Origin of the sequence: Anabaena sp. WA102, from assembly GCF_001277295.1 — a bacterium.
GTDB classification, from domain to species: Bacteria; Cyanobacteriota; Cyanobacteriia; order Cyanobacteriales; family Nostocaceae; genus Dolichospermum; species Dolichospermum heterosporum.
This window is the reverse complement of record NZ_CP011456.1, coordinates 2,663,718-2,688,573: the sequence shown is the minus strand read 5'-3', so window position 1 is coordinate 2,688,573 and position 24,856 is coordinate 2,663,718. Positions and strand designations below refer to the sequence as shown.

The 24,856-nt window shown below is 40.1% G+C and carries 19 protein-coding genes, 1 tRNA gene and 3 pseudogenes; 14 read left to right on the top strand and 9 right to left on the bottom strand.

What is annotated here, in order from left to right:
• Window positions 1-470 precede the first annotated feature (470 nt).
• The 6 genes and pseudogenes from AA650_RS11565 to AA650_RS11535 all read left to right on the top strand — a co-directional run.
• Window positions 471-668, top strand: a pseudogene (locus AA650_RS11565) (response regulator transcription factor); the annotation flags it as partial.
• Between the two features lie 155 nt (window positions 669-823).
• A pseudogene (locus tag AA650_RS11560) lies at window positions 824-1,270 on the top strand (LuxR C-terminal-related transcriptional regulator); the annotation flags it as partial.
• Window positions 1,271-1,417: 147 nt separating this feature from the next.
• Window positions 1,418-3,070: a SpoIIE family protein phosphatase gene (locus AA650_RS11555; RefSeq protein ID WP_053539129.1), complete on the top strand. Its 1,653-nt coding sequence runs from the start codon at window positions 1,418-1,420 to the stop codon at window positions 3,068-3,070.
• A gap of 3 nt (window positions 3,071-3,073) precedes the next feature.
• Complete coding sequence (locus AA650_RS11550; RefSeq protein WP_053539128.1) at window positions 3,074-3,499, top strand: ATP-binding protein; 426 nt, start codon at window positions 3,074-3,076, stop codon at window positions 3,497-3,499.
• A 329-nt stretch (window positions 3,500-3,828) separates the two neighbouring features.
• Window positions 3,829-6,015, top strand: coding sequence for an HAD-IIB family hydrolase (locus tag AA650_RS11540; RefSeq protein WP_053541265.1), 2,187 nt, complete (start codon window positions 3,829-3,831; stop codon window positions 6,013-6,015).
• Window positions 6,016-6,404: 389 nt separating this feature from the next.
• Window positions 6,405-7,796, top strand: coding sequence for a malic enzyme-like NAD(P)-binding protein (locus AA650_RS11535; RefSeq protein WP_053539126.1), 1,392 nt, complete (start codon window positions 6,405-6,407; stop codon window positions 7,794-7,796).
• Between the two features lie 218 nt (window positions 7,797-8,014).
• Here AA650_RS11535 and AA650_RS11530 read toward each other — a convergent pair whose 3' ends face one another.
• Window positions 8,015-8,470 (bottom strand): M28 family peptidase, encoded by a 456-nt coding sequence (locus AA650_RS11530; protein ID WP_053539125.1) that lies wholly within the window; start codon window positions 8,468-8,470, stop codon window positions 8,015-8,017.
• Between the two features lie 285 nt (window positions 8,471-8,755).
• Between AA650_RS11530 and AA650_RS11520 the strand changes: the two genes are divergently transcribed.
• From AA650_RS11520 to AA650_RS11505, 4 genes are all read left to right on the top strand, one after another.
• The gene (locus AA650_RS11520; protein ID WP_039201738.1) at window positions 8,756-9,982 is read left to right on the top strand and encodes an urease accessory protein UreH domain-containing protein; all 1,227 of its coding nucleotides are present in this window, start codon (window positions 8,756-8,758) and stop codon (window positions 9,980-9,982) included.
• Window positions 9,957-10,586, top strand: coding sequence for a hypothetical protein (locus tag AA650_RS11515; RefSeq protein WP_053539123.1), 630 nt, complete (start codon window positions 9,957-9,959; stop codon window positions 10,584-10,586). The genes AA650_RS11520 and AA650_RS11515 overlap by 26 nt, the downstream gene beginning before the upstream one ends.
• Window positions 10,587-11,032: 446 nt before the next feature.
• Complete coding sequence (locus tag AA650_RS11510; RefSeq protein WP_234413375.1) at window positions 11,033-11,581, top strand: Mu transposase C-terminal domain-containing protein; 549 nt, start codon at window positions 11,033-11,035, stop codon at window positions 11,579-11,581.
• Window positions 11,582-11,584: 3 nt separating this feature from the next.
• Complete coding sequence (locus tag AA650_RS11505) at window positions 11,585-11,809, top strand: hypothetical protein (RefSeq protein ID WP_053539122.1); 225 nt, start codon at window positions 11,585-11,587, stop codon at window positions 11,807-11,809.
• Window positions 11,810-12,003: 194 nt separating this feature from the next.
• Here AA650_RS11505 and AA650_RS11500 read toward each other — a convergent pair whose 3' ends face one another.
• Window positions 12,004-12,702, bottom strand: coding sequence for a hypothetical protein (locus tag AA650_RS11500; RefSeq protein WP_053539121.1), 699 nt, complete (start codon window positions 12,700-12,702; stop codon window positions 12,004-12,006).
• 64 nt (window positions 12,703-12,766) lie between these two features.
• The gene (locus AA650_RS11495) at window positions 12,767-15,910 is read right to left on the bottom strand and encodes an HsdM family class I SAM-dependent methyltransferase (protein WP_053539120.1); all 3,144 of its coding nucleotides are present in this window, start codon (window positions 15,908-15,910) and stop codon (window positions 12,767-12,769) included.
• A 308-nt stretch (window positions 15,911-16,218) separates the two neighbouring features.
• On the opposite strand from AA650_RS11495, the gene AA650_RS27875 reads away from it, so the two are divergent.
• Entirely contained in the window at window positions 16,219-16,473 is a 255-nt protein-coding gene (locus AA650_RS27875; protein WP_053539119.1) for a hypothetical protein, read from the top strand.
• 355 nt (window positions 16,474-16,828) lie between these two features.
• On the opposite strand, the gene AA650_RS11485 is transcribed toward AA650_RS27875, so the two are convergent.
• A tRNA-Arg gene (locus AA650_RS11485) sits at window positions 16,829-16,901 on the bottom strand.
• Between the two features lie 184 nt (window positions 16,902-17,085).
• A pseudogene (locus AA650_RS26415) lies at window positions 17,086-17,251 on the bottom strand (M23 family metallopeptidase); the annotation flags it as partial.
• 362 nt (window positions 17,252-17,613) lie between these two features.
• On the opposite strand from AA650_RS26415, the gene AA650_RS11480 reads away from it, so the two are divergent.
• Complete coding sequence (locus AA650_RS11480; RefSeq protein ID WP_442853957.1) at window positions 17,614-18,024, top strand: hypothetical protein; 411 nt, start codon at window positions 17,614-17,616, stop codon at window positions 18,022-18,024.
• 88 nt (window positions 18,025-18,112) lie between these two features.
• On the opposite strand, the gene AA650_RS11475 is transcribed toward AA650_RS11480, so the two are convergent.
• Complete coding sequence (locus tag AA650_RS11475; protein WP_039201734.1) at window positions 18,113-18,451, bottom strand: P-II family nitrogen regulator; 339 nt, start codon at window positions 18,449-18,451, stop codon at window positions 18,113-18,115.
• Between the two features lie 160 nt (window positions 18,452-18,611).
• Complete coding sequence (gene hetF / locus AA650_RS11470) at window positions 18,612-21,086, bottom strand: cell division protein HetF (RefSeq protein ID WP_053541264.1); 2,475 nt, start codon at window positions 21,084-21,086, stop codon at window positions 18,612-18,614.
• Window positions 21,087-21,708: 622 nt separating this feature from the next.
• Here hetF and AA650_RS11465 point away from each other — a divergent pair.
• On the top strand, window positions 21,709-22,143 hold the full coding sequence (locus AA650_RS11465; protein ID WP_053541263.1) for a CBS domain-containing protein: 435 nt from the start codon (window positions 21,709-21,711) through the stop codon (window positions 22,141-22,143).
• Window positions 22,144-22,508: 365 nt separating this feature from the next.
• Complete coding sequence (nblB, locus tag AA650_RS11460; RefSeq protein ID WP_053539117.1) at window positions 22,509-23,171, top strand: phycobilisome degradation protein NblB; 663 nt, start codon at window positions 22,509-22,511, stop codon at window positions 23,169-23,171.
• A 378-nt stretch (window positions 23,172-23,549) separates the two neighbouring features.
• Here the strand turns inward: nblB and AA650_RS11455 are convergent, their stop codons facing one another.
• A complete protein-coding gene (locus tag AA650_RS11455) occupies window positions 23,550-24,068 on the bottom strand; it encodes a DUF456 domain-containing protein (protein ID WP_053539116.1) in 519 nt (172 codons plus the stop codon).
• 129 nt (window positions 24,069-24,197) lie between these two features.
• Complete coding sequence (locus AA650_RS11450) at window positions 24,198-24,845, bottom strand: cofactor assembly of complex C subunit B (protein ID WP_053539115.1); 648 nt, start codon at window positions 24,843-24,845, stop codon at window positions 24,198-24,200.
• Between the last annotated feature and the right edge of the window lie 11 nt (window positions 24,846-24,856).

Genomic DNA, 24,856 nt, shown 5'->3' with positions numbered 1-24,856 from the left:
ATATACTCAGTAATTTGCTTGATTGTTTGATTCTAAACGTAGGGGTAAAGCAAAAGCTTAATGGTGTCAACTTAAGCTCAAATCCATGCCACACCTCGTTCCTAGTCTCTGACTAGGAATGCAGTTGATGAGGCTCTGCCTCTAATATCATTGAGGGCAGAGCCTTCTAGGATTCATTCCCAGTTAGAGACTGGGAATGAGATGAATTGAGTTCTTTGCGGGATAGATGTTTTACGTTAAGTTGACACCAATGAAGCTCTTGCTTTACCCCTACACATCTGGGTTCTTTGTCATTTGGCAAAAGTTTAAATCTCACCCGTGTTTAGTATATCTAAGTAGCCATCATGAACTATGTATACCAGAATATATGGAAAAACTTCTTATTCCCCCCTCGAAGAACGGGGAGGGCTAGGGGTGGGGTATTATTTTTAAGTCAGGTGGACGGCAAAAACCAAAATATGTGACGAAAAATGAGTAAAATCCGCACTGTCATCATTGAAGATCATGAACTCACTCGTCTCAGTATTTGCACAGCATTACAACGAAAAGACGAAATTGAACTAGTTGAACAAGCTAATAATGCTCGTCATGGGTTGATAATGTTAAAAAAGCTACAGCCAAATGTGGCGATTGTGGATATAGGTTTACCAGATCAAGATGGAATTGAATTAAGGGACTTCCAAGAAATAAATTATCCTGATTAACGAACCACAGAGGCGCAGAGGACACAGAGGAATAAGGGTTTGAGAGATTTTTGCGTTAGGTGGTTGAGTATTTTTTTATTTGGAAGTCCCTAACCAGGAAAATTAAAGGGAATCATCAACAGTTATTAAATACAAAAGTATTAATCTTAACATCATCTGATCATGAAGAATCCGTACTTTCAGCCTTTAGTGCTGGTGCAGACTCTTACTGTATGAAAGATATCAAGTTTGACAACTTACTGAATGCTATCCGGGTAACTGCTGAGGGAAATCCTTGGATTGATCCAGTGATTGCCCGGATTCTTGTAGAAAAGGCCAAGCAAAAACAAGATTCTCTCAAATCCCATGATCATAAACAACTTATTAAAGTCGGTATTCTCTCAGGCAGAGAATTAGAAGTGATAGAATTGATTACCAAAGGTTGTAGTAATAACGATATCGCCAAGAGACTTTATATTGCAAGTGCAACTGTAAAAACCCACGTTCGTAATATTATGAACAAACTAGGTGCTAATGACCGTACCCAAGCAGCAGTAATTGCTATGCGTTCTGGCTTAGTTAAGTAGGCGGAAGGAGGAAAATCAAAATATATTTCGTTTTTTGCAATGGCTAAAACTCAACGACAATAACGCATTGAGGTAAATTTACATATCGGTACACACTTTTGGTTATTTCACGTCCACCTACTTAGTTATTAAAATTAAGGACACTTTATGGCTGGAAAAAAGTTAGATAAGCTCAAGCTCATGGTCGTAGATGACGAGCTAGATAACTTAGATGTCCTCTATCGCACATTTTGGAAAGATTTTAAAGTTTATAAGGCTAATAGTGCCACTGAAGCCTTAGCTATCTTAGAAAAAGAAGGTGAAATGGCTGTCATTATCTCCGACCAAAGAATGTCTGAAATGAACGGTAGCGAACTATTAAGTCTGACAGTGGAGCGGTTTCCTGATACAATTCGGATTTTGCTCACAGGTTTTACAGATGTAGAAGATTTAGTAGATGCAATTAACTCAGGTCGAGTATTTAAATACATTACAAAACCTTGGAATCCCAGCCAACTCCAAACATTAGTCAATCAAGCTAGTGATACCTATCGCTTAGTTAAAAAACGATTAGCAGAATTATCTCGTGCCTTGCGACGGGAATCTTTATTTAATGCTGTAACAACAGCAATTAGAGAATCTTTAGACTATGACAATATGCTGCAAAAACTCGTTACTACAATTGGAGAAACATTTGCGGCTCATTATTGCTTAGTCAAACCAGTCGAAGATGATTTACTAACCGAAAAGCAATTTTGCTATCAAAATTCTCAATCTAAAATCTATGATTTACTTCCAGACCTTAGTAATTTAATTGCCGAGGTTTTCCGAACTCACCATTATGAAATAAAAGACGATATCTACGAAGACATCCCTTGTCAATATCTAATTTTTCCACTCATTTATCAACAGGATTTACTAGCTATTATTGCTATTTGTAAATTGGGAAGTGATCACATTTGGCATCAAGAAGATATTCAACTGATTACAGGTGTAGCAGAACAAGCAGCCTTAGCCCTTTCCCAAGCAAAACTCTATCAGAGTTTGCAAGAAAAACAACAACAAATTAACTTAGAGTTGGAAGTAGCCCGCCAAATTCAACATAACCTATTGCGGCAAACTTTACCAGAAATGGCAGGTGTAAAAGTCCAAGCTTGTTGCTATCCAGCACGAGAGGTAGGAGGTGACTTTTTTGAAGTGTTTGTTCATCCTAATGGTGATTTGTGGTTAGCAGTTGGTGATGTTTCTGGGAAGGGTGTGCCAGCGGCTTTGTTTATGGCTAGTACGATTTCTTTGCTGCGTCGGGAACTCTGTCAAGAAGTAGCAGTAGAGCCAAATCTCATCATGCAAAATCTGAATTATGCTTTGATTGATGATTTAATGACCAGTAATTATTTTATCACAATGATTTTAGCTCGTTATCACCCAATTACAAGAGAACTTGTCTATGCTAATTCGGGGCATATTTATCCTTTTGTGTGGTCAGAACAAGCCACTGTGAATGATTCTCCCCATTATCTGAAAGCTCGCAGTATTCCCTTGGGAATATTACCTAAATGGCAGGCTGAGTCCGGACGTTTGATTCTTGCTCCTGGAGATACATTACTCCTGACTAGTGATGGAATTACGGAAGCAACTGTATGGGAAACCTTAGACAGTTCGAGAACAACTCATCATTCTATGCTTAACCAAGAAGGTCTATGGCAACTTATTAAAAAACAATCTCAACCCCTTAATTTTGATAATTTATTAGCTCTTATTCAAGCCAATAACGATGTTCAAGAAGATGATCAAACTATACTGTCTCTGGAGGTTTTATAGGTTATGAAAAGTGAACTTCATGTTCCCAGTGACCTAAATTTTATCAATATTGCAGAACAATGGTTATTCGGATGCTTACAATTACAATTAGGGGAATCTGTTGATTGGATCAAACAATCAGGTCGCTTACGCTTGGTTTTAACAGAAGGATATTCTAATGCTGTGCGTCATGCCCATAAAAACAAGTCTGGATTAACAATTTTACTGCGGTTAGAACTGAAAGACCGAGATTTATCTATAGAGATTTGGGATTATGGTGAAGGTTTTGATTTATCTACTTACTTTCCTCCCAACCCCACAGAAAAGCAAGAAGGTGGTTATGGTTGGTTAATTATGAATCGGTTGATGGATAAGGTAGAGTATCAATTACAGGTGAATGGTGCTAATTGTCTGAAACTAGAAACTACTCTCCCCGAACTATTTCTGTAAGTTGTTAGTTATCAGTTATCAGTTGTCAGTTGTCAGTTGTCAGTTGTTGGTTGTTAGTTGTCATTGGGAAAATTCTTTCTCCCCCCCAACTCCCCCAACTCCCCCAACTCCCCCAACTCCCCCAACTCCCCCAACTCCCCCAACTCCCCCAACTCCCCCAACTCCCCCAACTCCCCCAACTCCCCCAACTCCCCCAACTCCCCCAACTTCCCCAACTCCCCCAACTCCCCCAACTCCCCCAACTCCCCCTGTTCCCTATTCCCTGCTATAACTATAACAAATCAGGCAAAAACGTCTGATTTATGGCTAATTATGGAGGAATCAACACTGTGATAAATGACCCAGGGTTGTATATTTTGCTCGTCAGCGTTCATGGTTTAATTCGTGGTAACAATCTAGAGTTAGGTAAAGATGCTGACACTGGTGGACAAACCAAATACGCGGTAGAACTGGCTTGCACATTAGCTAAAAATCCCCAAGTCGCAAGGGTTGATTTAGTAACCCGGTTGGTAAATGATCCCAAAGTTAGCCCTGATTATGCTCAACCAGTCGAAATTCTCACAGATAAAGCCCAAATTATTCGCATCGCCTGTGGTCCCAAACGCTACCTCCGCAAAGAAGTTCTTTGGCCACACTTAGATACATTTGCAGATGAATTACTCAAACACATTCGCAAAATCGGCAAAATTCCTCATGTTATTCATACACATTATGCTGATGCTGGATACGTAGGTTCTAGGGTTGCGGGTTGGTTAGGTATACCTTTAGTCCATACGGGTCACTCTCTGGGACGTATCAAACAACAAAGATTATTAGAACATGGGACTAAACAGAAAACCATTGAAGAAAATTTTCATATTAGTACAAGAATAGAGGCGGAAGAAATCACTCTGGGAAGTGCAGCTTTAGTTATAGCCAGCACTCATCAAGAAGTTGAAGAGCAGTATAGCGTTTACGATCACTATCAACCCGAACGTATGGTAGTCATCCCTCCAGGTGTCACCTTAGAGCGTTTTTATCCAGCCGCAGATAATTGGCAAAATCCGCCTATTCAACAGGAATTAGAGAAGTTTCTCAAAGACATACAAAAGCCTATAATTATGGCGATTTCTCGCCCAGCTATCCGTAAAAATGTCAGTAGTTTAATTAAAGCTTATGGGGAAGATCCCGAACTGCGCCAATTAGCTAACTTGGTGCTAATTTTAGGCAAAAGAGACGATATTTTGGCGATGGAATCGGGTCCGCGTCAAGTATTTTTAGAGATATTGCAATTAATAGACCGCTATGATCTTTATGGTCATGTTGCTTATCCTAAACATCATCATGCAGATGATGTACCAGATTTATATCGGTTAACGGCGAAAACCCAAGGAGTGTTTATCAACCCAGCTTTAACAGAGCCATTTGGACTGACATTAATTGAAGCGAGCGCCTGTGGTGTCCCTATCATTGCTACGGCTGATGGTGGTCCAAGAGATATTCTCGCGGCTTGTCAGAATGGATTATTAATTGATCCTTTGAATATTCAAGATATTCAAACTGCTTTGCGAACATCGCTCACCAATCCAGAACAATGGCAACAATGGTCTAAGAATGGCATGATTAATGTTTGCCAACATTTTTCTTGGGATAGTCACGTAGAGCATTATCTCGAACAAGTTCACCGATTATTGCCCCAAAAACGCATTCAATCTCTGTTAAGTCCGCTTGTTAAATCCCCCGCAGATGAACATCCCGATTGGAATATATCGGAGACTAATCACCTACCAACGGCTGATCGGTTTTTGGTGTGTGAAATTGATAATACTCTATTAGGTGATGGGGAAGCTTTAGCACAGTTAATTGAGAGGATTCGTGATCAAGGGAATACAACTGGAGTCGGTATTGCTACAGGGCGCAGTCTGAAAAGTACCTTAAGTATGCTGGAGGAATGGCGTTTTCCCATGCCAGATTTGCTAATTACATCGGCAGGAAGTGAAATTTACTACGCTCCGCAGATAGTCACAGATACAAGTTGGAAAAGACATATTTCTTACCATTGGCAACGGTCAGAAATTCGCAAAGTCATGCAGGATATTCCTGGGGTAGAATTGCAATCGGCTGATGCTCAGGGTAAGTTTAAGGTTAGCTATTTTGTGGATGAGGCAAAATCACCTAGTGTCCGCGAAATTATCCGTCGTTTGCGCCAACATCGTCTTCATGTGAAGGGATTTTATAGCCATAATATGTATCTTGATTTATTGCCTATCCGAGCCTCTAAGGGGGATGCTATTCGTTATGTGGCTCTAAAATGGGGGTTGCCTGTGCAACGCTTTTTGGTGGCTGGGGCTTCGGGTAATGATGAATCTATGTTAGCTGGTAATACTTTGGCAGTGGTGGTGGGAAATCACAGTCAGGAAGTGGAAAAGCTGCGCGGTTTACCACAGATTTACTTTGCTGAAGGAAATTATGCTTGGGGGATTTTGGAAGCTTTAGATTATTATGACTTTTTCGGCAACTTATCTCCAACACCATAAGCAGGTTGGCGTTGAAAATTGTCGTTATGGCAAGGCAAGAGGCAAGAGGCAAGAGGCAAGAGTGAAGAGGGTTTGGGCGATTTTACGTTTCTTTGCACAGTTTGGTTTTATTGTGTTCACCTACTTAACTGTCCGGGGACTTATATTGCTCAAAAAGAGATAAATATAGAAAATCCGTCAACCACCCATCACCAAACTGAGTACAGTTTTGGTGGGGGTCTCCTGGAGGTTTAGATGAATTCATCCATATTCATCTGCGTTTATCTGCGTTTATCTGCGGTCAATAATTCTGGAAATCTGATTTTGGATGACACGGGTTTTTTGGGAAAATAAAATTTCCCGTAGCAATTCACTATAAAATCTAAAATTCAAAACAGAGATTAGCACACATGGAAAATCTTACTCCTAATTCTAGTTTTAGTGTGACATTGCGCTTACAAATTCCCAATCGGGTGGGGATGTTAGCTTCTGTTACTCAAGCGATCGCTGCCACTGGTGGTAATCTCGGACAAATTGATTTAATTGAACAAAGCCGTCAAGAATCTATCCGTGATCTGACTGTTGATGCGGCGAGTACGGAACACGCGGAAACTATTGTCCAAGCGGTGAAGGAATTATCAGATATTCAGGTAATTGATGTTTATGACCGCACCTTTAATTTGCATCGCGGTGGCAAAATCAGTATTGTCAGTAGAATTCCGCTCAAAAGCGTTTCTGATTTAGCTATGGCTTATACTCCCGGAGTTGGTCGCATTTGTAAGGCGATCGCCGAAAATCCAGAGGAAGTATATAATCTGACTATCAAACAGAACACGGTGGCGATCGTCACTGATGGTAGTGCAGTATTAGGTTTAGGCAATTTGGGACCAGCGGCGGCTTTACCCGTGATGGAAGGGAAAGCGATGCTGTTTAAGGAATTTGCTGGACTGGATGCTTTTCCCATCTGTTTAGATACTCAAGATACAGATGAGATTGTCAAAGCAGTTAAAAATATCGCCCCGGTTTTTGGTGGTGTAAATTTGGAAGATATCGCTGCCCCCCGCTGTTTTGAAATTGAAAAAAGACTGCGGGCGGAATTAAATATCCCGATTTTTCATGATGACCAACATGGTACAGCCATTGTCACCTTAGCGGCTTTGTTTAATGCTCTCAAACTCGTGCAGAAATCCCTTGCAGATATCCGCATTGTGATTAATGGTGCAGGTGCGGCTGGGGTAGCGATCGCTCGGTTACTCCGCAAAGCTGGTGCAGAAACCATTTTGATGTGTGATTCTAAGGGAATTATTTCCCATAATCGCACCGATTTAACCGCTGAAAAACTGGAATTTGCTGTTAAAGCCCAAGGAACTTTAGCTGGTGCAGTTCAAGGTGCAGATGTGTTTATTGGTGTCAGCGCACCGGGAGTTTTGACACCAGAAATGGTACAGGGAATGACGAAGGATGCAATTGTGTTTGCAATGGCTAATCCTATTCCCGAAATTCAGCCCGAATTAGCTCCTAAAAACGTCGCTGTGATGGCTACGGGTCGGAGTGACTACCCCAACCAAATCAATAACGTCCTGGCGTTTCCTGGGGTGTTTCGTGGGGCTTTAGATTGTCGGGCTAGGACGATTACTACTGCTATGTGTTTGGAAGCTGCCAGTGCGATCGCATCTTTAGTTAAACCCTCGGACTTGAACCGGGAACATATTATTCCTTCTGTCTTTGATCGGCGTGTTGCTACTGCTGTGGCTGCTGCTGTCCAACAAGCCGCACGGGAAGAAGGTATTGCTCAAAGTTAGTTAATTTTTGACACTCCCCGGTCTAAAGACGCGGGGATTCTTAATCGAATAATTGTCAAGACAACTGCTCGAATAATATCCGCTTTTCAGGTATTACCTTAGATGTACGGTTCTTGCCCTGATCCTGTTTGCCATTACTGGCAGAATCATCTCTGACAAGCGTAACTTTCCGAGAGTCCCCCGGTAGGTTTTTAATGTCTTTGCTGACAAATTTTAAATTAGCTCTTCACAGTAATTATACCAGTGGCGTTATCATCTGCACCCGGAGAGGCAGGAACTGTGTCATAATGGGCAGCAATGAGAATTGCTCCGGCGGTTTTGTTTGTTCCTGGTCGTTGGGTAAAAATATTTACACCTTGAGGAAATTTTTCTAGTTGAGGTTGCCAGCCAAATTTTCGCAGTTCCTTTGTGATATATGTACGGGTAAGCGATCGCTCCATTTTGCTATAACGCCGAAAATTCAATTTTTGAACATGAGCGAAAAGTTGATTACTATCAACCAATAGAGTATTGTTCACATTTTGGGGTTTCCCCGGGGTTTGAGGTTGTTGTACAGGAGTATTTTTAACTATCGGTACAATCTCAGATTGCGGAAAAAAACCGCCAATAGTCAAAACAATCATTACCGGAAAATGTTCATTCGTCATTGACCAACGATCCTGATTGAACTGCATTCAATTTCGCCTGTTGGTCAATTCCTCACTCGCGCGCATTCATCCCACACTCCTAAGAGTGAGATGTGGGACTTCTGCTGTTTGTGTTAAAACTACACCAAGTTTGACAGATTGTCTTTTGACATGGACATCATGATAAGAGATGTAAAAAGTATACTTTCCCAATAGACATCTCCAGAAATTAAAGATGCTTGACCTGAAACCCTTGTAGAGACGTTCCATAGAATGTCTCTAGCATCTTTTTTGGAGATGTCTAATTGCCAATTCCCAGTTCCCATCATGAATATGCTAGATTTATTACTCATCACATTACTAGGTTTCTTGGGCAGTTTTGGACATTGCTTTGGAATGTGTGGACCCTTAACAGTAGCTTTTTCTCTTTCTAAACAGCAGGAAAATCCAACTTGGCAACAGCAATTAAAGTTTCATACCTTACTCAACTTGGGGCGAATGTTGAGTTACGCTTTAGTAGGTGCTGGTATTGGCACAATCAGTTCGGTATTAGTAGAAGGTGGACAACTTGCAGGAGTCGGTAGTGATTTGCGGCGTTGGATAGCCATAATTACAGGCATAATTCTGATTTGGTTTGGTTTAGGACAGGTGAAACCAGATTTATTACCGCATATTCCCCTACTACACCCCATCTTAAAAGGGAATTTACACAACCGTCTCAGTGCAGCCATGCTCAAGTTATCTGCACAAACTCAATGGTGGACACCGACACTTTTGGGCATGACATGGGGATTAATGCCCTGTGGTTTTTTATATGCGGCTCAAATTAAGGCTGCGGCGACAGGGAATTTGTGGCAAGCAACAGCGACAATGTTAGCTTTTGGAATTGGCACGCTGCCCATCATGCTAGGTGTAGGTGTTTCTACGGCTTTAATGAGTAAAGATCGCCGCAGTCAATTATTTCGCTTGGGTGGTTGGCTAACTCTAATAATTGGGGCTATTACCCTCTTACGAACGGGGGATACCATGACAGACTATAGCGGACACGCTTCTCTAATTTGTTTAATTCTCTCATTGATTGCCCGTCCTGTGAATAGTTTTTGGTCTGCACCTCTGCGTTACCGTCGAGCTTTGGGAGTTGGGGCTTTTGTTCTGGCTGGGGTACATACTATTCATCATGTTGAACATTCTCTAGCGTGGAATTTCAACGCTTTTTGGTTTTTAAAGTTAGAATTTCAATGGGGGATGATTGCAGGAGCTATGGCATTATTATTAATGCTTCCTGCTGCTTGTACAAGTTTCGACTTTCTGCAAAAGTCATTAGGTAAGCGTTGGCGACAAATTCATCTCCTGAGTGTACCAGCTTTGTTATTGAGTGCTATTCATACGCTGATGATCGGTTCTCATTACCTGGGTGCTTTCAGATTAAGTTGGCAAAACCAGTTAGCAGCCGTGTTCCTGGGGATAATTATTTCTGGTGTATTATTAGTGCGCTCACGGTATTTTTGGTTATATTTACATCTAGAAAAATTTTATGTTCCTCCCAATAAGTCGCGGTAAATTGACTCGTTCTACTCAATGTAACAGCAAAATCAGGTATCTATTATTATTAATTTTATCTAGTTTGATAGTTACTACAAATACTCAAGTTTTAGCCCACACGGTGAAAATATCCGAAGATGTGGGTGGTACTGTCCATTTAGAACCTAATGATAATCCCCGCGCTGGGGAAGTTACTCAAACTTGGTTTGCCCTGACGCGAAAGGGTGGTAAGGTAATTCCTTTAAAAGATTGTAATTGTCGGTTGGCTATTTATGCTGAACCTCATGTAGCAGGAGAACCAGCATTAATTGAACCTCGATTAAAATCTATTCAGGCTGAACGGTATGAAGGCATACCAGGAACAGAAGTAACTTTTCCCAAACCAGGGGCTTATCAGTTGCAATTGAGTGGTAAACCTGTGATTAAGGGAAGTTTTAAACCTTTTGAGTTAAAGTTTGTTGTCACTGTGGCTACAGGAAAGGCTGTAGATATTTCTCAACCGGGGCAAAATGTCAACGAGAATCAGCAAGGAACAAAAATTGGTTTAGTACAACCTTTAATTTGGTTGGGAGTTTCGTTAATTTCAGGTGGTATTGTAGTTTTTTTGAGACAAATTAAGTAAGTTGGCGTTAAAAATTGTCGTTGGGATCAGACATTTGACTTTTGACTTCTGCCCTGCGGTACTAGTAGTCTGTCAAATAAATTTTGACGGATAAAGAAGAAATGAACCACGAAGGACGCAAAGAGCGCGAAGGAACAAGGAAGAGGAGAAAGAAGCTTGTTTAACTTTAAGAGAATTAGAACGTCTATTGGTAAGGTAAGTAGGTGAACACAATAAAACCAAAGTGTGTAAAGAAAAGTAAAATCGCCCAAAGCTTCTTCACTCTTGCCTCTTGCCTCTTGCCCTCCTATAACGACAATTTTCAATGCTAACCTACTTATCTCGTAGACAAATATAACCAAAGTATTGATGCTCGTTTAGGAGATCAAACTCGTTATCAAAGATGGGAAGCTGGGTTAATTGTTGCACCTGATTTAATCTCAGAAGAAGATTTGCGTATTTGTTTAATGAAACAAACTCGACGCTCGATTTATAGGGGTGGATATCTGCAACTTGAAAATCTCACCTATCGGGGTGAAAACCTAGCTGGTTACGCTGGGGAAAGCGTGGTGTTGCGATTTAACCCCAAAGACATTACAACTATCTTGGTTTATCGTCAAACAGGTTCTCAAGAAGAATTTTTAGCTCGTGCTTATGCTCAAGATTTGGAGACTGAAGAATTGTCTCTGGATGAGGCTAAAGCCATGAGTCGCAGGATTCGACAAGCAGGTAAAGAAATTAGTAATCGTTCGATTTTGGCAGAGGTAAGAGACAGAGAAACTTTTGTTAAGCAAAAGAAAACGAAAAAGGAACGCCAAAAAGAAGAACAGGTTGTAGTTGAAAAAGCCAGCAGTGAGCGTCTTGCCCTGAGCGAAGTCGAAGGGAGTCGAACTGTTAAAAAACCTGTGATTGTTGAACCAGAAGAAATAGAAGTGGCATCTGTGGAAAGTTCTTCACAACCAGATATGCCAGAGGTTTTTGATTATGAACAAATGCGCGAAGATTACGGGTGGTAAATTATGACTTCACAACAAGCCCAAAGTGTTGCTCAAGAATTAGGTGATATTCTCCCCAATGATGAGAAATTACAAGCAGAAATTCACCGATTGAATCGGAAGAGTTTTATTCAATTGGAACAGGTGAAAATGCTCCATGATTGGTTCTATTCGGGCTTTAAAGAAGGGATTATTATTTTAACATCAGCTAAATATTTGAAACTTTCAATTATAAATGATAGAATGTAATTGTGGGTGAACGTCGGCTTCATGCCGTGTGTTTGGGTAGCTTGTCTACTTAAATCTAGCCCACAAACCATTTTAGTTTATCTAGTAATAGTCGGTTATAATCAGTTTTAGATAAACCTCTTTTGTAATTATTTTGCAAACTAAATTTAGCTAATTTAATACATTTACTCACTAATTAATTGCAAGTCTTGTATCTATACTGATGATGTATCAGTAGGGGCTGTGGCAATTATTTTTAATAGTAAATGGTGACACCGAAATTCAGCAGGATATGATTTTCCTGATGGAACTACCCTCTGATGATCCGAGGTTTTGTGATCACGAATTGGAAAATCTGGATGATCATTTAATGTGCATGGTACTTTAGTCTCAATATTGGTAAAAGCTTTGTTAGGATCACCAGAAAAAAGATAACCGAGCATTCCTCCTTCATAAGAAAAGGGTGCATACTTGCAAGTTATAAAATTTTCATTTATTTCTTTTACATATTCACCTACTGCGCCATCTGTTTTTAAAACTTTAGCTTCTAAAGGCCATATAATCCTTCTATTCTTTCTAAGAATAAATGCAATGTCATACTCTTTTGGTTGTGCTGGTGCAACTTGACGAGTCTCCCTTTCATAAGAACCATGTTGAACATAATATGGCTCATCCCCTGTCATAACGCTGCGAATTTCTGGCTCAAGCAGTTGAGTGATATCTCTTTCAATATCATCTTCAGCTTGACTACAATCAATTTCTGAGAATACCTCGTTTACTAATAAATCATATCCTTTCCACACAAAAGTAAGTATATTGATTGATGCTGTTTCACACCAATCCTTAGAAATCGCCATGAATTCATCTGTCTCTGGCCATCTTAATTCCGAAATTGTCTGCCGTCTTCTAATCAAAATTTAACTCCTGTACTACTAATATTTTGCGTTTAAATTTAGTTAATTAATCTCAGATATATATCTAAGTCATAATATCTGCGGCTACTTCGTCAGCATCTCTTAAAGCCATAGAGCGAGTCCAATAACGAATTTTGTCAGGTTTGATTAAATAAATAGTAGGAATTTTCACCCCTTTCAATTCTACAGAATCATAGATACTGGCAACACGCTGATAAAAGATGCCACCGTCTTCTATACTTCCTCTTTCCAGATATAACTTATTTAAGTTTTCCAAACGTTCCATTAAATCAGGGGAGTCAATAGGTTTAATATGAACACCTTCAGAATCAGGCTTATTAAGATAAATAGCCACTAAGCGAATAGGAAGAAGAGTTTTAGTTTGTTCCTGAAATATGGTGGCGCAAACTTGTTTATCTTGTCCAAATCCTGCTTTAAGAACTCGCAAGAAATACTCACAATATGCCGTAAGTTCAGGTTCAGTATTATTCTGAAATTGACTATTATCTATACGGTGAGTTCTTTTGCGTCCTGGCGAAGCACCATCTCCTTTAAAGTCTGGCAGAGTGTAATTAAATAAATCATTAATTAGCACCCATTCACTATCTTTAAATTCAAAAGCTTGTCGTATGCGCTCATCTATATCATCATCATCAATTGTTTTTATATTATGTAATTCTCCTACCGATAATTCAGGTATTGGCACACGCAGTAAATCGCTTGGTTTTATTTCAGGAATATATGACGCAAAACGACCATTTGAAAGTAGTAGATAATAGACAGCCAATTTACTTTTGTAGCTCAGACAAGCTGCTTCTAATATTAAAGAATTTTCTTCGGCAATGTGTACACTGACATAGCTACCAGAGCAAATAATTCCTTCATTAGTTCCATCTAATTCAGTTAGTTCTGCTCTAAATCGTTTATTTTCTACTAGCCAGCTTTGCTTGATTATTAATTGTGGTAAATTGAAAGCATCTATTTTTGTTGATCTTCCTCGTTCAGCGTAGGGATCTTGATTAATAGGAAAATCATTTTTACTAATACGAATAGATGTATTTTTTGGGAAATTTTTCGTTTCTAAAATTCGTCTATTTAAAAGATGATTATACCTTTGTTTATTAGTACCTCTAATTATTCCCTGACTAGTAATAGCAATATTATTATTCTCTAATTGTGTAAGATTATTAAATCTACTTAATCTCCTAATAAGATTCAGATCGCGTCTTCCTCCCCACATTAAAGCTGTCCAAACTAATGGATCTGTTATTGCCTCTTGTGGGTAAATTATATTAATATAATCTGGCTCAATTACTATATGATAGTCATCCTCATTTGTCATAACGGGCTTGGGACAAATGTATGTCAAAGGCTCACCATCAGGAGGTATTGCTGACATAGTAATGATACAAGTTGGAGAAATAGCATCTTTAAAAAGTCCAAAACGTAATGCAGACAAATTAACTATTTCTTCTATTTTGAAATCTGAAAAGAGAGTATTACGGAATATCTGAGCAGGTTTACTTTGATTAAAAATCAAAGCCATTGCAGGTTGCATCATTGCGATTTGCCCACCCAATTTAGTTAAAGCAGCAGCTTTTGGTAGAAAGAAAAGGGCAATATTACCATAAGAGGTATTCCATTTATTCCGATTTTCAGGTCTATTCTTCCAAGAATCTATGTATAAAGATTTCTTTACGGAATTTTTACCCCAGGGTGCATTACCAACAACTAAATCATATTTAGCAGCATCTTCAACAGAACGAAAACCTTCTTTTTCTTCTTCAAAAAAATCAGCAGCAATTAATTGACGTTCACGTAATCTAGGAAAGCGAAACTCATTATCCCAATAATATTGAGGTTCAACTTTATCAAGCATGGTTAAATAAAGACTAAAAGATGCTACTCTTACTGCTTGAGCATCTACATCAACACCAAATAAATTATTTTCTAGTAAATATTTTAAATCACTAGGTTGAATTTTTTTTGGATGAGCTTTTTCCCATCTATAAATTAAACGTTGGAATGCTTTAACTAGAAAAATTCCTGAACCACAAGCAGGATCAAGAATCTTCATATCCCATTCTTCACTATCCCAAGGTAAAACACCATCTAATACAAAATCAACTATATGTTCTGGTGTGTAATGAACTCCTGTGCCAGATTCTTTACTAACAAACTCCTCATATATACTACTGATAAACTCTAAAGGTATAACGTCAAAACGGTAGTATGGCCATAGACTTAATTGTCCAGTTTCAATGTCTATATGACCACTAACAAAATCAGCAAGTATATTTAGGTGGGTTTCTTTAACTTTTTGTTCTTCTGTTTGCCATTCAGTTTCACGTTTTTCTTCCGTAGCACCTTTACCTGGGAATAAATCACCATTGAACTTGCTATTAAGCCAACGGAAAAATTTATAAGTATCTCTATGATTTCTTAATATGTCAGCTAAATGAGAGTATTTAGCAGATAATTCACCAATTCGATATAAATAATCTAGTAAGTTTGTATTTAAAGCAGGATTACCTTCAGATTCTTGACGATCAAAAAGGAATTGAATAAAAATAATTCTTGCTAATAAATCATGAATCGTGTCATCATCAAGTTCTTTTTTTTGAAGTATTTTCCGAACACTTTTTAGATTTTTTAACAGCATCTGGTCAGCAGCTTTTTTTCGTTGAAATCGCTGACTATGTTCTTGGAAAAATTGACCAGATACTAGATCAACCCAGTGTAACCGCAAAGTTTCAGCAGCTTGACCTGAAAGAGATAACTGATTAAATGACTCAATTTCCTGTTTAGAAACATTAACTACAGGCTTGATAACATCATCCTCTTTTGGAGGTTCTTCGTAGCACGTCCAAATTCTTAATCGCTGAGGTTCTGTTGTAATTAGTGATGGTGTACGAGAAAAACTCCAAGCAAGTTGATAAGTTTTTCTTATTGTGTCTTCTGAAACTTCTGTAGGAAAATCGCACACCAACGCAATAGGTGTTTCTGTTGAGTCACCTTGAGGATTTGCCGACAGCACGCCTATTTGCACACCATAACCATCTGAAAGTTTGCTGATAGTTCTACCTAATTTTTCCCTAGCGATTCCTGCATAAACACCTGGACCAGCACCAGATGGGTCCAAAATTTCTTGTGGAGTTGGCCAGTGAAGCTTTTCATGTGCTAGTTCAAGTAGTCCAGACTGTGACATTCCGTTTTTTACGCTGAATTAAAGTATAGTTTCAGATTTCAACCATCACATTGTCATGATATTGATTGATATTCTTCAAGAGTACAGGAGTATTATCCATTGCTGCAATAATAATATTTAAATATAGTTCATAAAATTTTATTTAGAGCGATCGCTCCGCTCGCCGAAGGCATCGCACTTTCATCAAAAGCAAGCGATGCTCCCAATATACAGTAATCATGCGACTTCAGTTTTAATCAGCCAATTTTTTAGCTAACCCCTGATAAATAACATCTAACCACACGGGAATCACAGAATCTGCCGAAATTTTGGCTCAATTTGCTCCCCAAAATCCTGCTGAAACTCAACCAGCGAAAAGTAAAAAAGGGAAAAAATCTCCAACTTCAGATAGCGAACGTAATTTATCAAAAAACTTATTCGACACTTACAGTAATACAGAAGATAATTTAACTCGTTGTGCCATTAGTTATCTACTCAAAAATGGCTGTAAAATTAGCAATAAAGATTTCAACACCTTTCAACACCCCTCCCGGAGTGGGCTACGGTGTACACACAAGTCTTAAAATTCCCCCTATGACTTGGTTTCGTTATCTAATTTTAGGCTGTGCGATAGCGTTCGCGGTAGTGTCTCGTTCGCGGTAGCGTTCCGATAGCTTGCGTGGCGACGCAGGAGCCATAGGAATAGAGATAGCGCGACCTAGGAATCGCTCTGGAAGTCTTTCATTGCCTTCCCGTAGCGTCTCCCACAGAGGAGGAATAACGAAGCGATAGCGAACGCATTGCGTCCCGGAGGGAACTAGCGCGACCTAGGAATCGCAAAAACCACAAGATTATGTGATTACTTGCGCTCGTAATGACAATTTCAGGGGTCTATAACGCCTGAAACCCTTGCAGATAACACTTGTGTGTACACAAAAATGAGCGCGGAGGGATTCGAACCCCCGATCTACAGGACCGGAACCTGTTGCTCTATCCACTGAGCCACGCGCCCTTATACCTCTATTACCATAGCACACTTTTTCAATTTAAATAAAATTAAATTATGAGTAAGTAGGTGAACACAATAAAACCAATCTGTGTAAAGAAAAGTAAAATCGCCCAAACCCTCTTGACTCTTGCCTCTTGCATGAGTGCCTCTTGCCTTGCCATAACGACGATTTTCAATGCTAACCTACTTAATTTGCTGGGTCAACGGGTGTACCATCACGGCGGACTTCAAAATGGAGGTGGGGTCTGGTGGATAAGCCTGTAGAACCAACAGCAGCGATCGCTTGTCCTTTCTGTACAGTTTGTCCTTCACTAACGTATAATTCTAGTGTGTTCATAGAGGGTGGTCATCGCCCGACTATGGCTGATAATCAACATAAACAGGATTATGCCTGACCTGTGGCAAAATTTAACACAGCGATTCAAACCGAATTCCTATTCATGGCAGTAATTACGGGTAATAAAATGATTTATTGAATATTACAGCAAATTGTCATCAAACCCGGAACAAGAACCCCACCCCCAACCCCCTCCCCGCAAGCGATGAGGGGGCTAAGATGTACCTTATATGATTGGAAATCGCTGTATGAGCGATCGCAATAGTGGCTGTGTAGTAACACACTTTATTATTTTGGGTATCCTATTAAAATGGAAACCATGAATAGTTATTGATACTAGCAGTGCGAAACCGTCAACTCCCTTATTTTTTATTTTCTTTGACTTTAGTGATCATAATTGGCTTTGTTAAGTTCTTAGATAAATCCCCAAGTTTTCCCTGTGAAAAAGCGGGATTTATGGTTAGCCAAATTACACAATCTTATATCCATCCTGAGAAAATATTAGTCCGTCCCTGGTTGGGTCAACATCATGTATATGCTGTATTTATGCTGCCAACTAATTATGTATATGATCGGCTTATCAAAGTTAATTTACCAGTCAATAAAACCTTTTGTGGAACTACCGTTAAATTCACTCAAGCTATAGATGACATTAATCTTCAACCAGGACATTATTTAGTCAGGGGATATTTACAAACACGCACTGCACTCCAATATATCTTTGCAGGCAAAATAAATGACTTAAAGCAAGTAAGTAATTGGCAATTACTTACCCACTTTGTCAAATAAAGATAAAAAAACGCTGCTGATTTTCTGTTTTCACAGCCAGGGACTCAGCAACGCTATTTTTTAATCCACAGTATTAACTACTGACTACTTACACAGCTTCAGTATTCTTTTCACCTGTTCTAATTCTCACAATTTGTTCAACAGGGGAGATGAAAATTTTACCATCACCAATTTCACCAGTACGGGCGGCGGCGATAATTTTATCTACAACCATATCAACTTGGGCATCTTCAACCACAATTTCCACTTTCAGTTTTTGGAGAAACTCCACAGTATATTCCGAACCCCGATAGCGTTCAGTTTGACCCTTTTGCCGTCCGAAACCCCGAACTTCAGAAACTGTCATCCCGACGATGCCCGCATTAACTAAGGCGATTTTCACTTCATCCAATTTAAATGGACGAATAATGGCTTCTACTTTTTTCATTTTTTTGATTCCTGACTTCTAATAACGTCGTTTATATATCTAAGCAGATTCATTGTCTCACACTGTGAATACAGCCATAGTTATTTAATTTCAGCCTGATGTATGGGATTTCGCACTTTTTTTACACTTCCCATTATGGACTATTTTTTGGCAAAAGTGATCACTTCGCCTGTCCCAGACTCTGCCAATCAGCGATCGCCTGTTCCGTCCATAGCCAATTTTGTGATAACCTCTCAATAGTAAAGTCTGCTGGTGCATTTTGAATCACCATCTGCCGCAGTTTAATCGCTTCCTGTAAATATTGCTGGCGTTTATCAGCAGGTTGATTCTTCGCCGATTTATATAAACCCAATGCTAACCCAGCATAAGCCGTCAAAGCCTCCGGTTCTCCCGCTATTTGGGGATATTTCATTGGACCTGAACCTTGATTCTGTTGAGGTTTTAAAGCCAAACTCAGCGACTTAAACCAAGCATCATTAGCATAATTGAGATTATCCTCCCCATAATAGGCAAATCCTAAAGAATTATTATATAAAAGAGAATCTGGCTGATTTTGTACAGCCCTAGCCCAATAACGACGGGCATCATCAATACTGTACTTATTATTTTTCGTTTGGACTAACTGCCAAGCTAAACGCCCCCGGAAAAAGTTCACAGATGGATTTTCAGCATCCTGAACAGGAATCAAATTTAAAGCTGTTTCCGCAGCCGTAAAAGCCCCACGATTTAGTAATTCATTAATAGCATCCAACCCAGACTTTAAATTACCTTGACTCAACTGTGCCGTAGCTGTAGCCGTGACAATTCCCGTAGATGAATTAGCTAAATTAATGGGTGGATACTGATTACTCGTGAAATTTTCTCCAGGAATCTGTGGAACATCAGAAGACTTCTGTACTTGTCGTTGATGCCACCACCAACCAATCCCCACAATCATAGTAATTACACCTGCTCCCACCAAACCACACAGCAACAAGGGTGATTTCATCCAGTAAGAGCGATTACCCTTGGGAGTCACAGGTGACGGTGATAACTGAGGATTTACCTCACGCTTCTCAAAATTCAAAGGAGTTGGCGTAATTTGAGTGGGAACATTTCCCCAATCTAAATTTTGTTTCGTGGGGGCAACCTGCATTTCCGACTGATAATGATGATTCTCCTCGATTAATTCCGCCTTCATACTTGGTTTTTCTGGTTTAGTCACCGGATTGCCAAGCTGACGAAACAAATCAGAAACTATTGCCGAGTCCTCATTATAGCTAGGGTCATCATACTCAATCTCATCCACAAGATCACCCCAAGTATCCTCCCCTAGCCAGTCTACCTCCGTCGTTTCCTCTTCAAAATTATGATTAAGAATATCATCTATAGCCATTATACTTTCTAGATTACTGGCTATAGCAGAATAATTATCACTATTAGTCAGCTTAGTCGGCTGATACTCGTTCAGCAACTCAGAATAGCCAGATAAATTAACTTGTGGTGTCAAACAACCATCAAATTCTCGCTGAAGATACAAAATCGGCAAAGCCCAGTACATCTGTTGAGAACCATAGGCAGAAATTAAACCTTGACGGACTCGACTTACACATAAATCTAAAGCATAGCCCTGACCCAAATTGCGGTAAAACAACTGTGTCAGCGTCAGTGCCACCTCGTCAGGGATGCGTTCTGACATCGCCAAAATACTTCTAATTCCTCGTTTTACCAAACTTTCAGTTAAATTCCGTTCCCCTGAGTCTTCCGCTACCTCGGATCTCGCCCGATATGCCCCCAAACAGGAGTTAAACACTGCCACTTGAATATTATTATTCACCAGTAGCCCAGCTAAATCATCTCCATTAAGAGTTTCTGTTAAACCAGTTTTTTTACTCACTAAATAAATTTGTCCACCATTGCCACCCAAATTGCTGTGACCAGAATAGTGGAGAATATGGTAATGTCCCTGTTCTAGGGCTTGGGTAAGTTCTTCCCGTCCCGGTTGATCTAGAACAGTTAATTCAATTTCTGGTAGATGATGATTACCATCAGCCACCTTTAATGTTTGGCGGCGCAGTTCTGCCTTCAGATTAATAGCTTCTTGTTTGAGTAAATCCAGCCGGACTAAATCAGTAGGTGCAGAAATGACCATTAACACTCTTATCCCCCGTGCTTCCGGCGACATGGGCAGATTATGAGTCGGTAACCGCGATGGTGGGGCAATCCCACTTTGGTAACGGGCAAAGGTAATATAAGGCCCAGTAGCTAAAGGGCGATCGCCAGCGTGCATAATTTCCCACGGCAACCGCGCCAACCGCGTATCCTTCAGTCCTAATCTTAGCCGCAGCACCTGTTGGTGATTTTGGGCAATACCTTGGGCGGTAATCCAACTATCCCGCAGCGTTCCTTGAAACAACGCATTATACAAATCTTGTCCCAAGGCTACCAAGTTAACAGAGTTTCTGGCTACCATATTCCCCTGCAACACCGACTGCAAGGGATCATCCATTAAATCCCCTGCGGCAGTCAACCACTCAGCCACAGGCCAATGCACCAGTTCTTCTGCCACTGGCACCCCAGGCGCAACTTGTTCCGTCCTCACCAGATAGTCATTTTGCCCCACCGACGTTGCGGAAAGGTGAAATTCCTGGGTCACAACTTCTGCTCCATAAAACTTAGACAATGCTGATAGCACAACGTGGCGCAAGCCATACATTGCTGTTTATTTCCCGCCTCCACCAAGGTAGAATACTACTTCTTGTCCACGGGCGTAACTTTCGGGTGAGCCAACCGTACAAATTCCTTTCGTACATTCAGCAGGTTATAACCCACATTTAAATCCCCATCCATTATAATTATATCCCACATTCCCCAGATACCAAAGCAAATTTAGGAATTAAAAATTTAGGAGAGATCAAGGGTTTCGATAATTTTAGAGGGGGGGAGTGAATAACTACCTCGAAGTTCCTCGTTAAGTAGGTGTATTTTCTCTATAACTAGAAAGACTTTCTGAACCATTGTCAATTTCTCTTTTTGCTTCACAGGTAAATTATCTTCTTTTTTAACAAGACATATTTACTCTTATTTATCCCTGTCAATATTTCCTTTTTCTCCTCCTCATCTGTTTTCTGGTTTAAGTTCCTGCTACATCTATTTTCAGATGAAAAGTAACAATCTATTAACAGTATTTATTTGTCACCGATAATTTTCTACAATAGTGAAAAAGACTTTTATAAAAGGTGCAAGTTAAAAAAGTGTCTAAAACTGTTGCTGAAGTAATGAGTCGTGATCCTATCCTCGTCCATCCTCAAACTCCCTTAAAAGAAGCTATCCAAATTTTGGCAGAAAAACGAATTAGCGGTTTACCTGTAGTTGATGACGCAGGTAAACTAGTGGGAATTATCTCCGAAACAGACTTGATGTGGCAAGAAACAGGTGTGACTCCTCCTGCATATATTATGATTTTGGATAGCGTGATTTATTTACAAAATCCTGGTGCGTATGAACGAGATTTACATAAAGCTTTAGGACAAACAGTAGGAGAAGTGATGAGTAAAAATCCCCTGACTATTTCTCCTGATAAACCATTAAGAGAAGCGGCGAAATTAATCCAAGATCACAAAGTTCACCGTCTCCCAGTCCTTGACAGTGTGGGTAAGGTCATTGGTATTCTAACTCGTGGTGATATTGTTCGCACTATGGCTGCTGACTAGTAGTCTGTCAACCCGGAAATGACGGGGGGTAGGGGAGGTAGGGGAGGTAGGGGAGGTAGGTGAGGTAGGGGAGGTAGGGGAAGTAGGGGAGGTAGGGGAGGTAGGGGAGGTAGGGGAGGTAGGGGAGGTAGGGGAGGTAGGGGAGGTAGGGGAGGTAGGGGGGTAGGGGAGGTAGGGGAGGTAGGGGAAGTAGGGGAGGTAGGGGAGGTAGGGGAGGTAGGGGAGGTAGGGGAGGGAAGAACAGAAGTTTTTTCCGATCATTACCCGTCAAAATAAATTTGACGAACTACTAGGTGTGGGGAAGTAAGAGCAATATTCTTTTACAACTGACGACTGACAACTGACAACTGACAAGGGACTATTAAATGAGTGTATCTGCTGATAGTATAAAAGAGTTACTGCGTTCTGACAATTTAGGCGATCGCTTGCGTGCAGTTAACCAAATTCGGGATCTAGAACCACAAATCGCTTTAGAATTAGTACAAATTGCCATTCAGGATAAAAGTGCGCGTGTCCGTTATTCTGCTGTAAGTCAAATGGATACCCTGGGAACACAAGATTTACCATTATCCTTGACTATCTTACGGGGTTTATTACATGATCCTGAAGCGGATGTGCAATCCGCCGCAGCAGACTGTTTAGGTGCGCTAAAATTGCATGACGCTTTTGAAGACTTAAAAAAGCTTTACCAGGAAACACCAGAATGGCTAGTCCAGTTTAGCATTATTGCCACATTGGGAGAATTAGGAGATCCACGAGCTTTTGAATTACTTACCCAAGCGCTCGCTTCCGATAATGGTTTAATTCAAACTGCGGCTATTAGTTCCTTCGGTGAATTGGGAGATCCAAAAGCAGTTCCTCTCCTAGTTCCATACAGCACTAACTCAGATTGGCAAGTACGTTACAGAATTGCACAAGCTTTAATTCGTTTAGGAAGTGATGAAGCTAAATCTATTCTAGCAACTTTGGTGAATGACGAAGTAGAAGCTATTTCCAAAGAAGCAAAAGCTGGTTTACAGTTATTTTAAACACGCGTGGGATATAAGGTTTTGCGAAACGACAAATAACCTAGATGTGTAGGGGTTTAGCACTGCTCATTGGTGTTAAAAATGGCTTATCTGTTGTCTTCCACAACCGCCAGGGAATAAATTCCCTGTCTCATAGCTCAAGTCCGTTAAAACGGACTAGTAAATTTTCCCAGTGTTTAGTCATCTTCAGATGACTTCTGCTATTAGACTGGGAATTCATTCCCAGGCGGGCTAAAGGTTTTACGTTAAGTTGACATCAATAAGCAGTGCTAAACCCCTACGAGAAATATGGGTTTTAGGACTATACATACTTAAAGTTTCCTGTCAATGCGTAACTCCTAATAACCTGATTTTTGATTGATACACAAACTTTGATTATTAACCACCATATACCTGCGGCCAAGTCGTCAATAAAAATACTATCACCGCACTGATAGCTAAAACACCTTGAATCAAATTCCCCACAACCGTTCCCACAGTAATTCCTATCCCAGCTTTTACCGCAGGCCATAATCGTCTTTGATAAAGGAACTCACCCACAATTGCTCCTAACAGTGGTCCAAATAAAATTCCTAATAACGGTCCACCAAAAGGTAAAGCTGGTAGTAATCCAAAAAATCCCAGTAACAACCCCACAAATGCGCCAATTTGTCCCCACTTACTAGCACCTGCTTGTTTTGCTCCGATATAACCAGCAAGGAAATCAACTCCTGTACTCAGAAGTAAAACAATAATTGTCACAATCAGGGGAATTTTAATAGCTGCAAAGGAATTACTCACGATTCCCCAAATAATAATAGATATTAAAATCAAACTACTTCCAGGTATCGCTGGAACTACAGCACCAATAATCCCCACAAACATTACAGCCACTAAGAGTAAATAAATAATTTGCATAATTCATAATTCATAACTTTTATCATCTCGCCAATCTCGTTCCCAGTCTCTGACTGGGAATGTTTATCAGGCGGCTATGCCGCTATTAACGGGAGGCAGAGCCTCAAAATCGGCATTCCTAGCCAGAGTCTAGGAACGAGAATCACCAAGGGTTACAGCTAATTTATCGGCAATTCCCCCAATCCAGTTTTCATCTTGTTTAGTGTAACTGCGGGGAGCATTTGCCGCTAAAATTAAAACCCCTTCTTTACCAATAGGTTGACAAATTACACCTTGTGTATTTTCTGGCAAATAATCAAATTCGATTTTACCAGGATAAACATACAAAGCAACTAGATAAATTGGCTTTTGTGTTTCTAATACTTTTTTTAAAATTGTTCCTGGGACTACTTCCGATTTAGCAGCCAAAATACCACGACGTAATAAAACTTTACCTTGATAGTAGACTATGAGCGATCGCGTGACTGTATTAGTTAATAATAACCGCGATGCCCAGGCTAATTCTATTTTCGCGGCTTCTGGTAAATCTGCTGCTAAAAAAAATCCCTCTTCCCCAATCAATTCTACTGTTTCAGGTGTACGCGGCTGTACCTGTTGCCAAATTAAACCAGTTAAAATTAACACCGCACTCAGAATTACCCCCAGCACATCTCCTCGGGCTTGAGAGTTTGTCAGTTGCGGTGTTAACAACCGATTCATTAACAAAAGCACCGCACCTAAACCCCCAACAACTAAGGGTAAACGCCGTAAAACTCGATTGGGATCTGATTTTGTCATTTGTCAGTTGT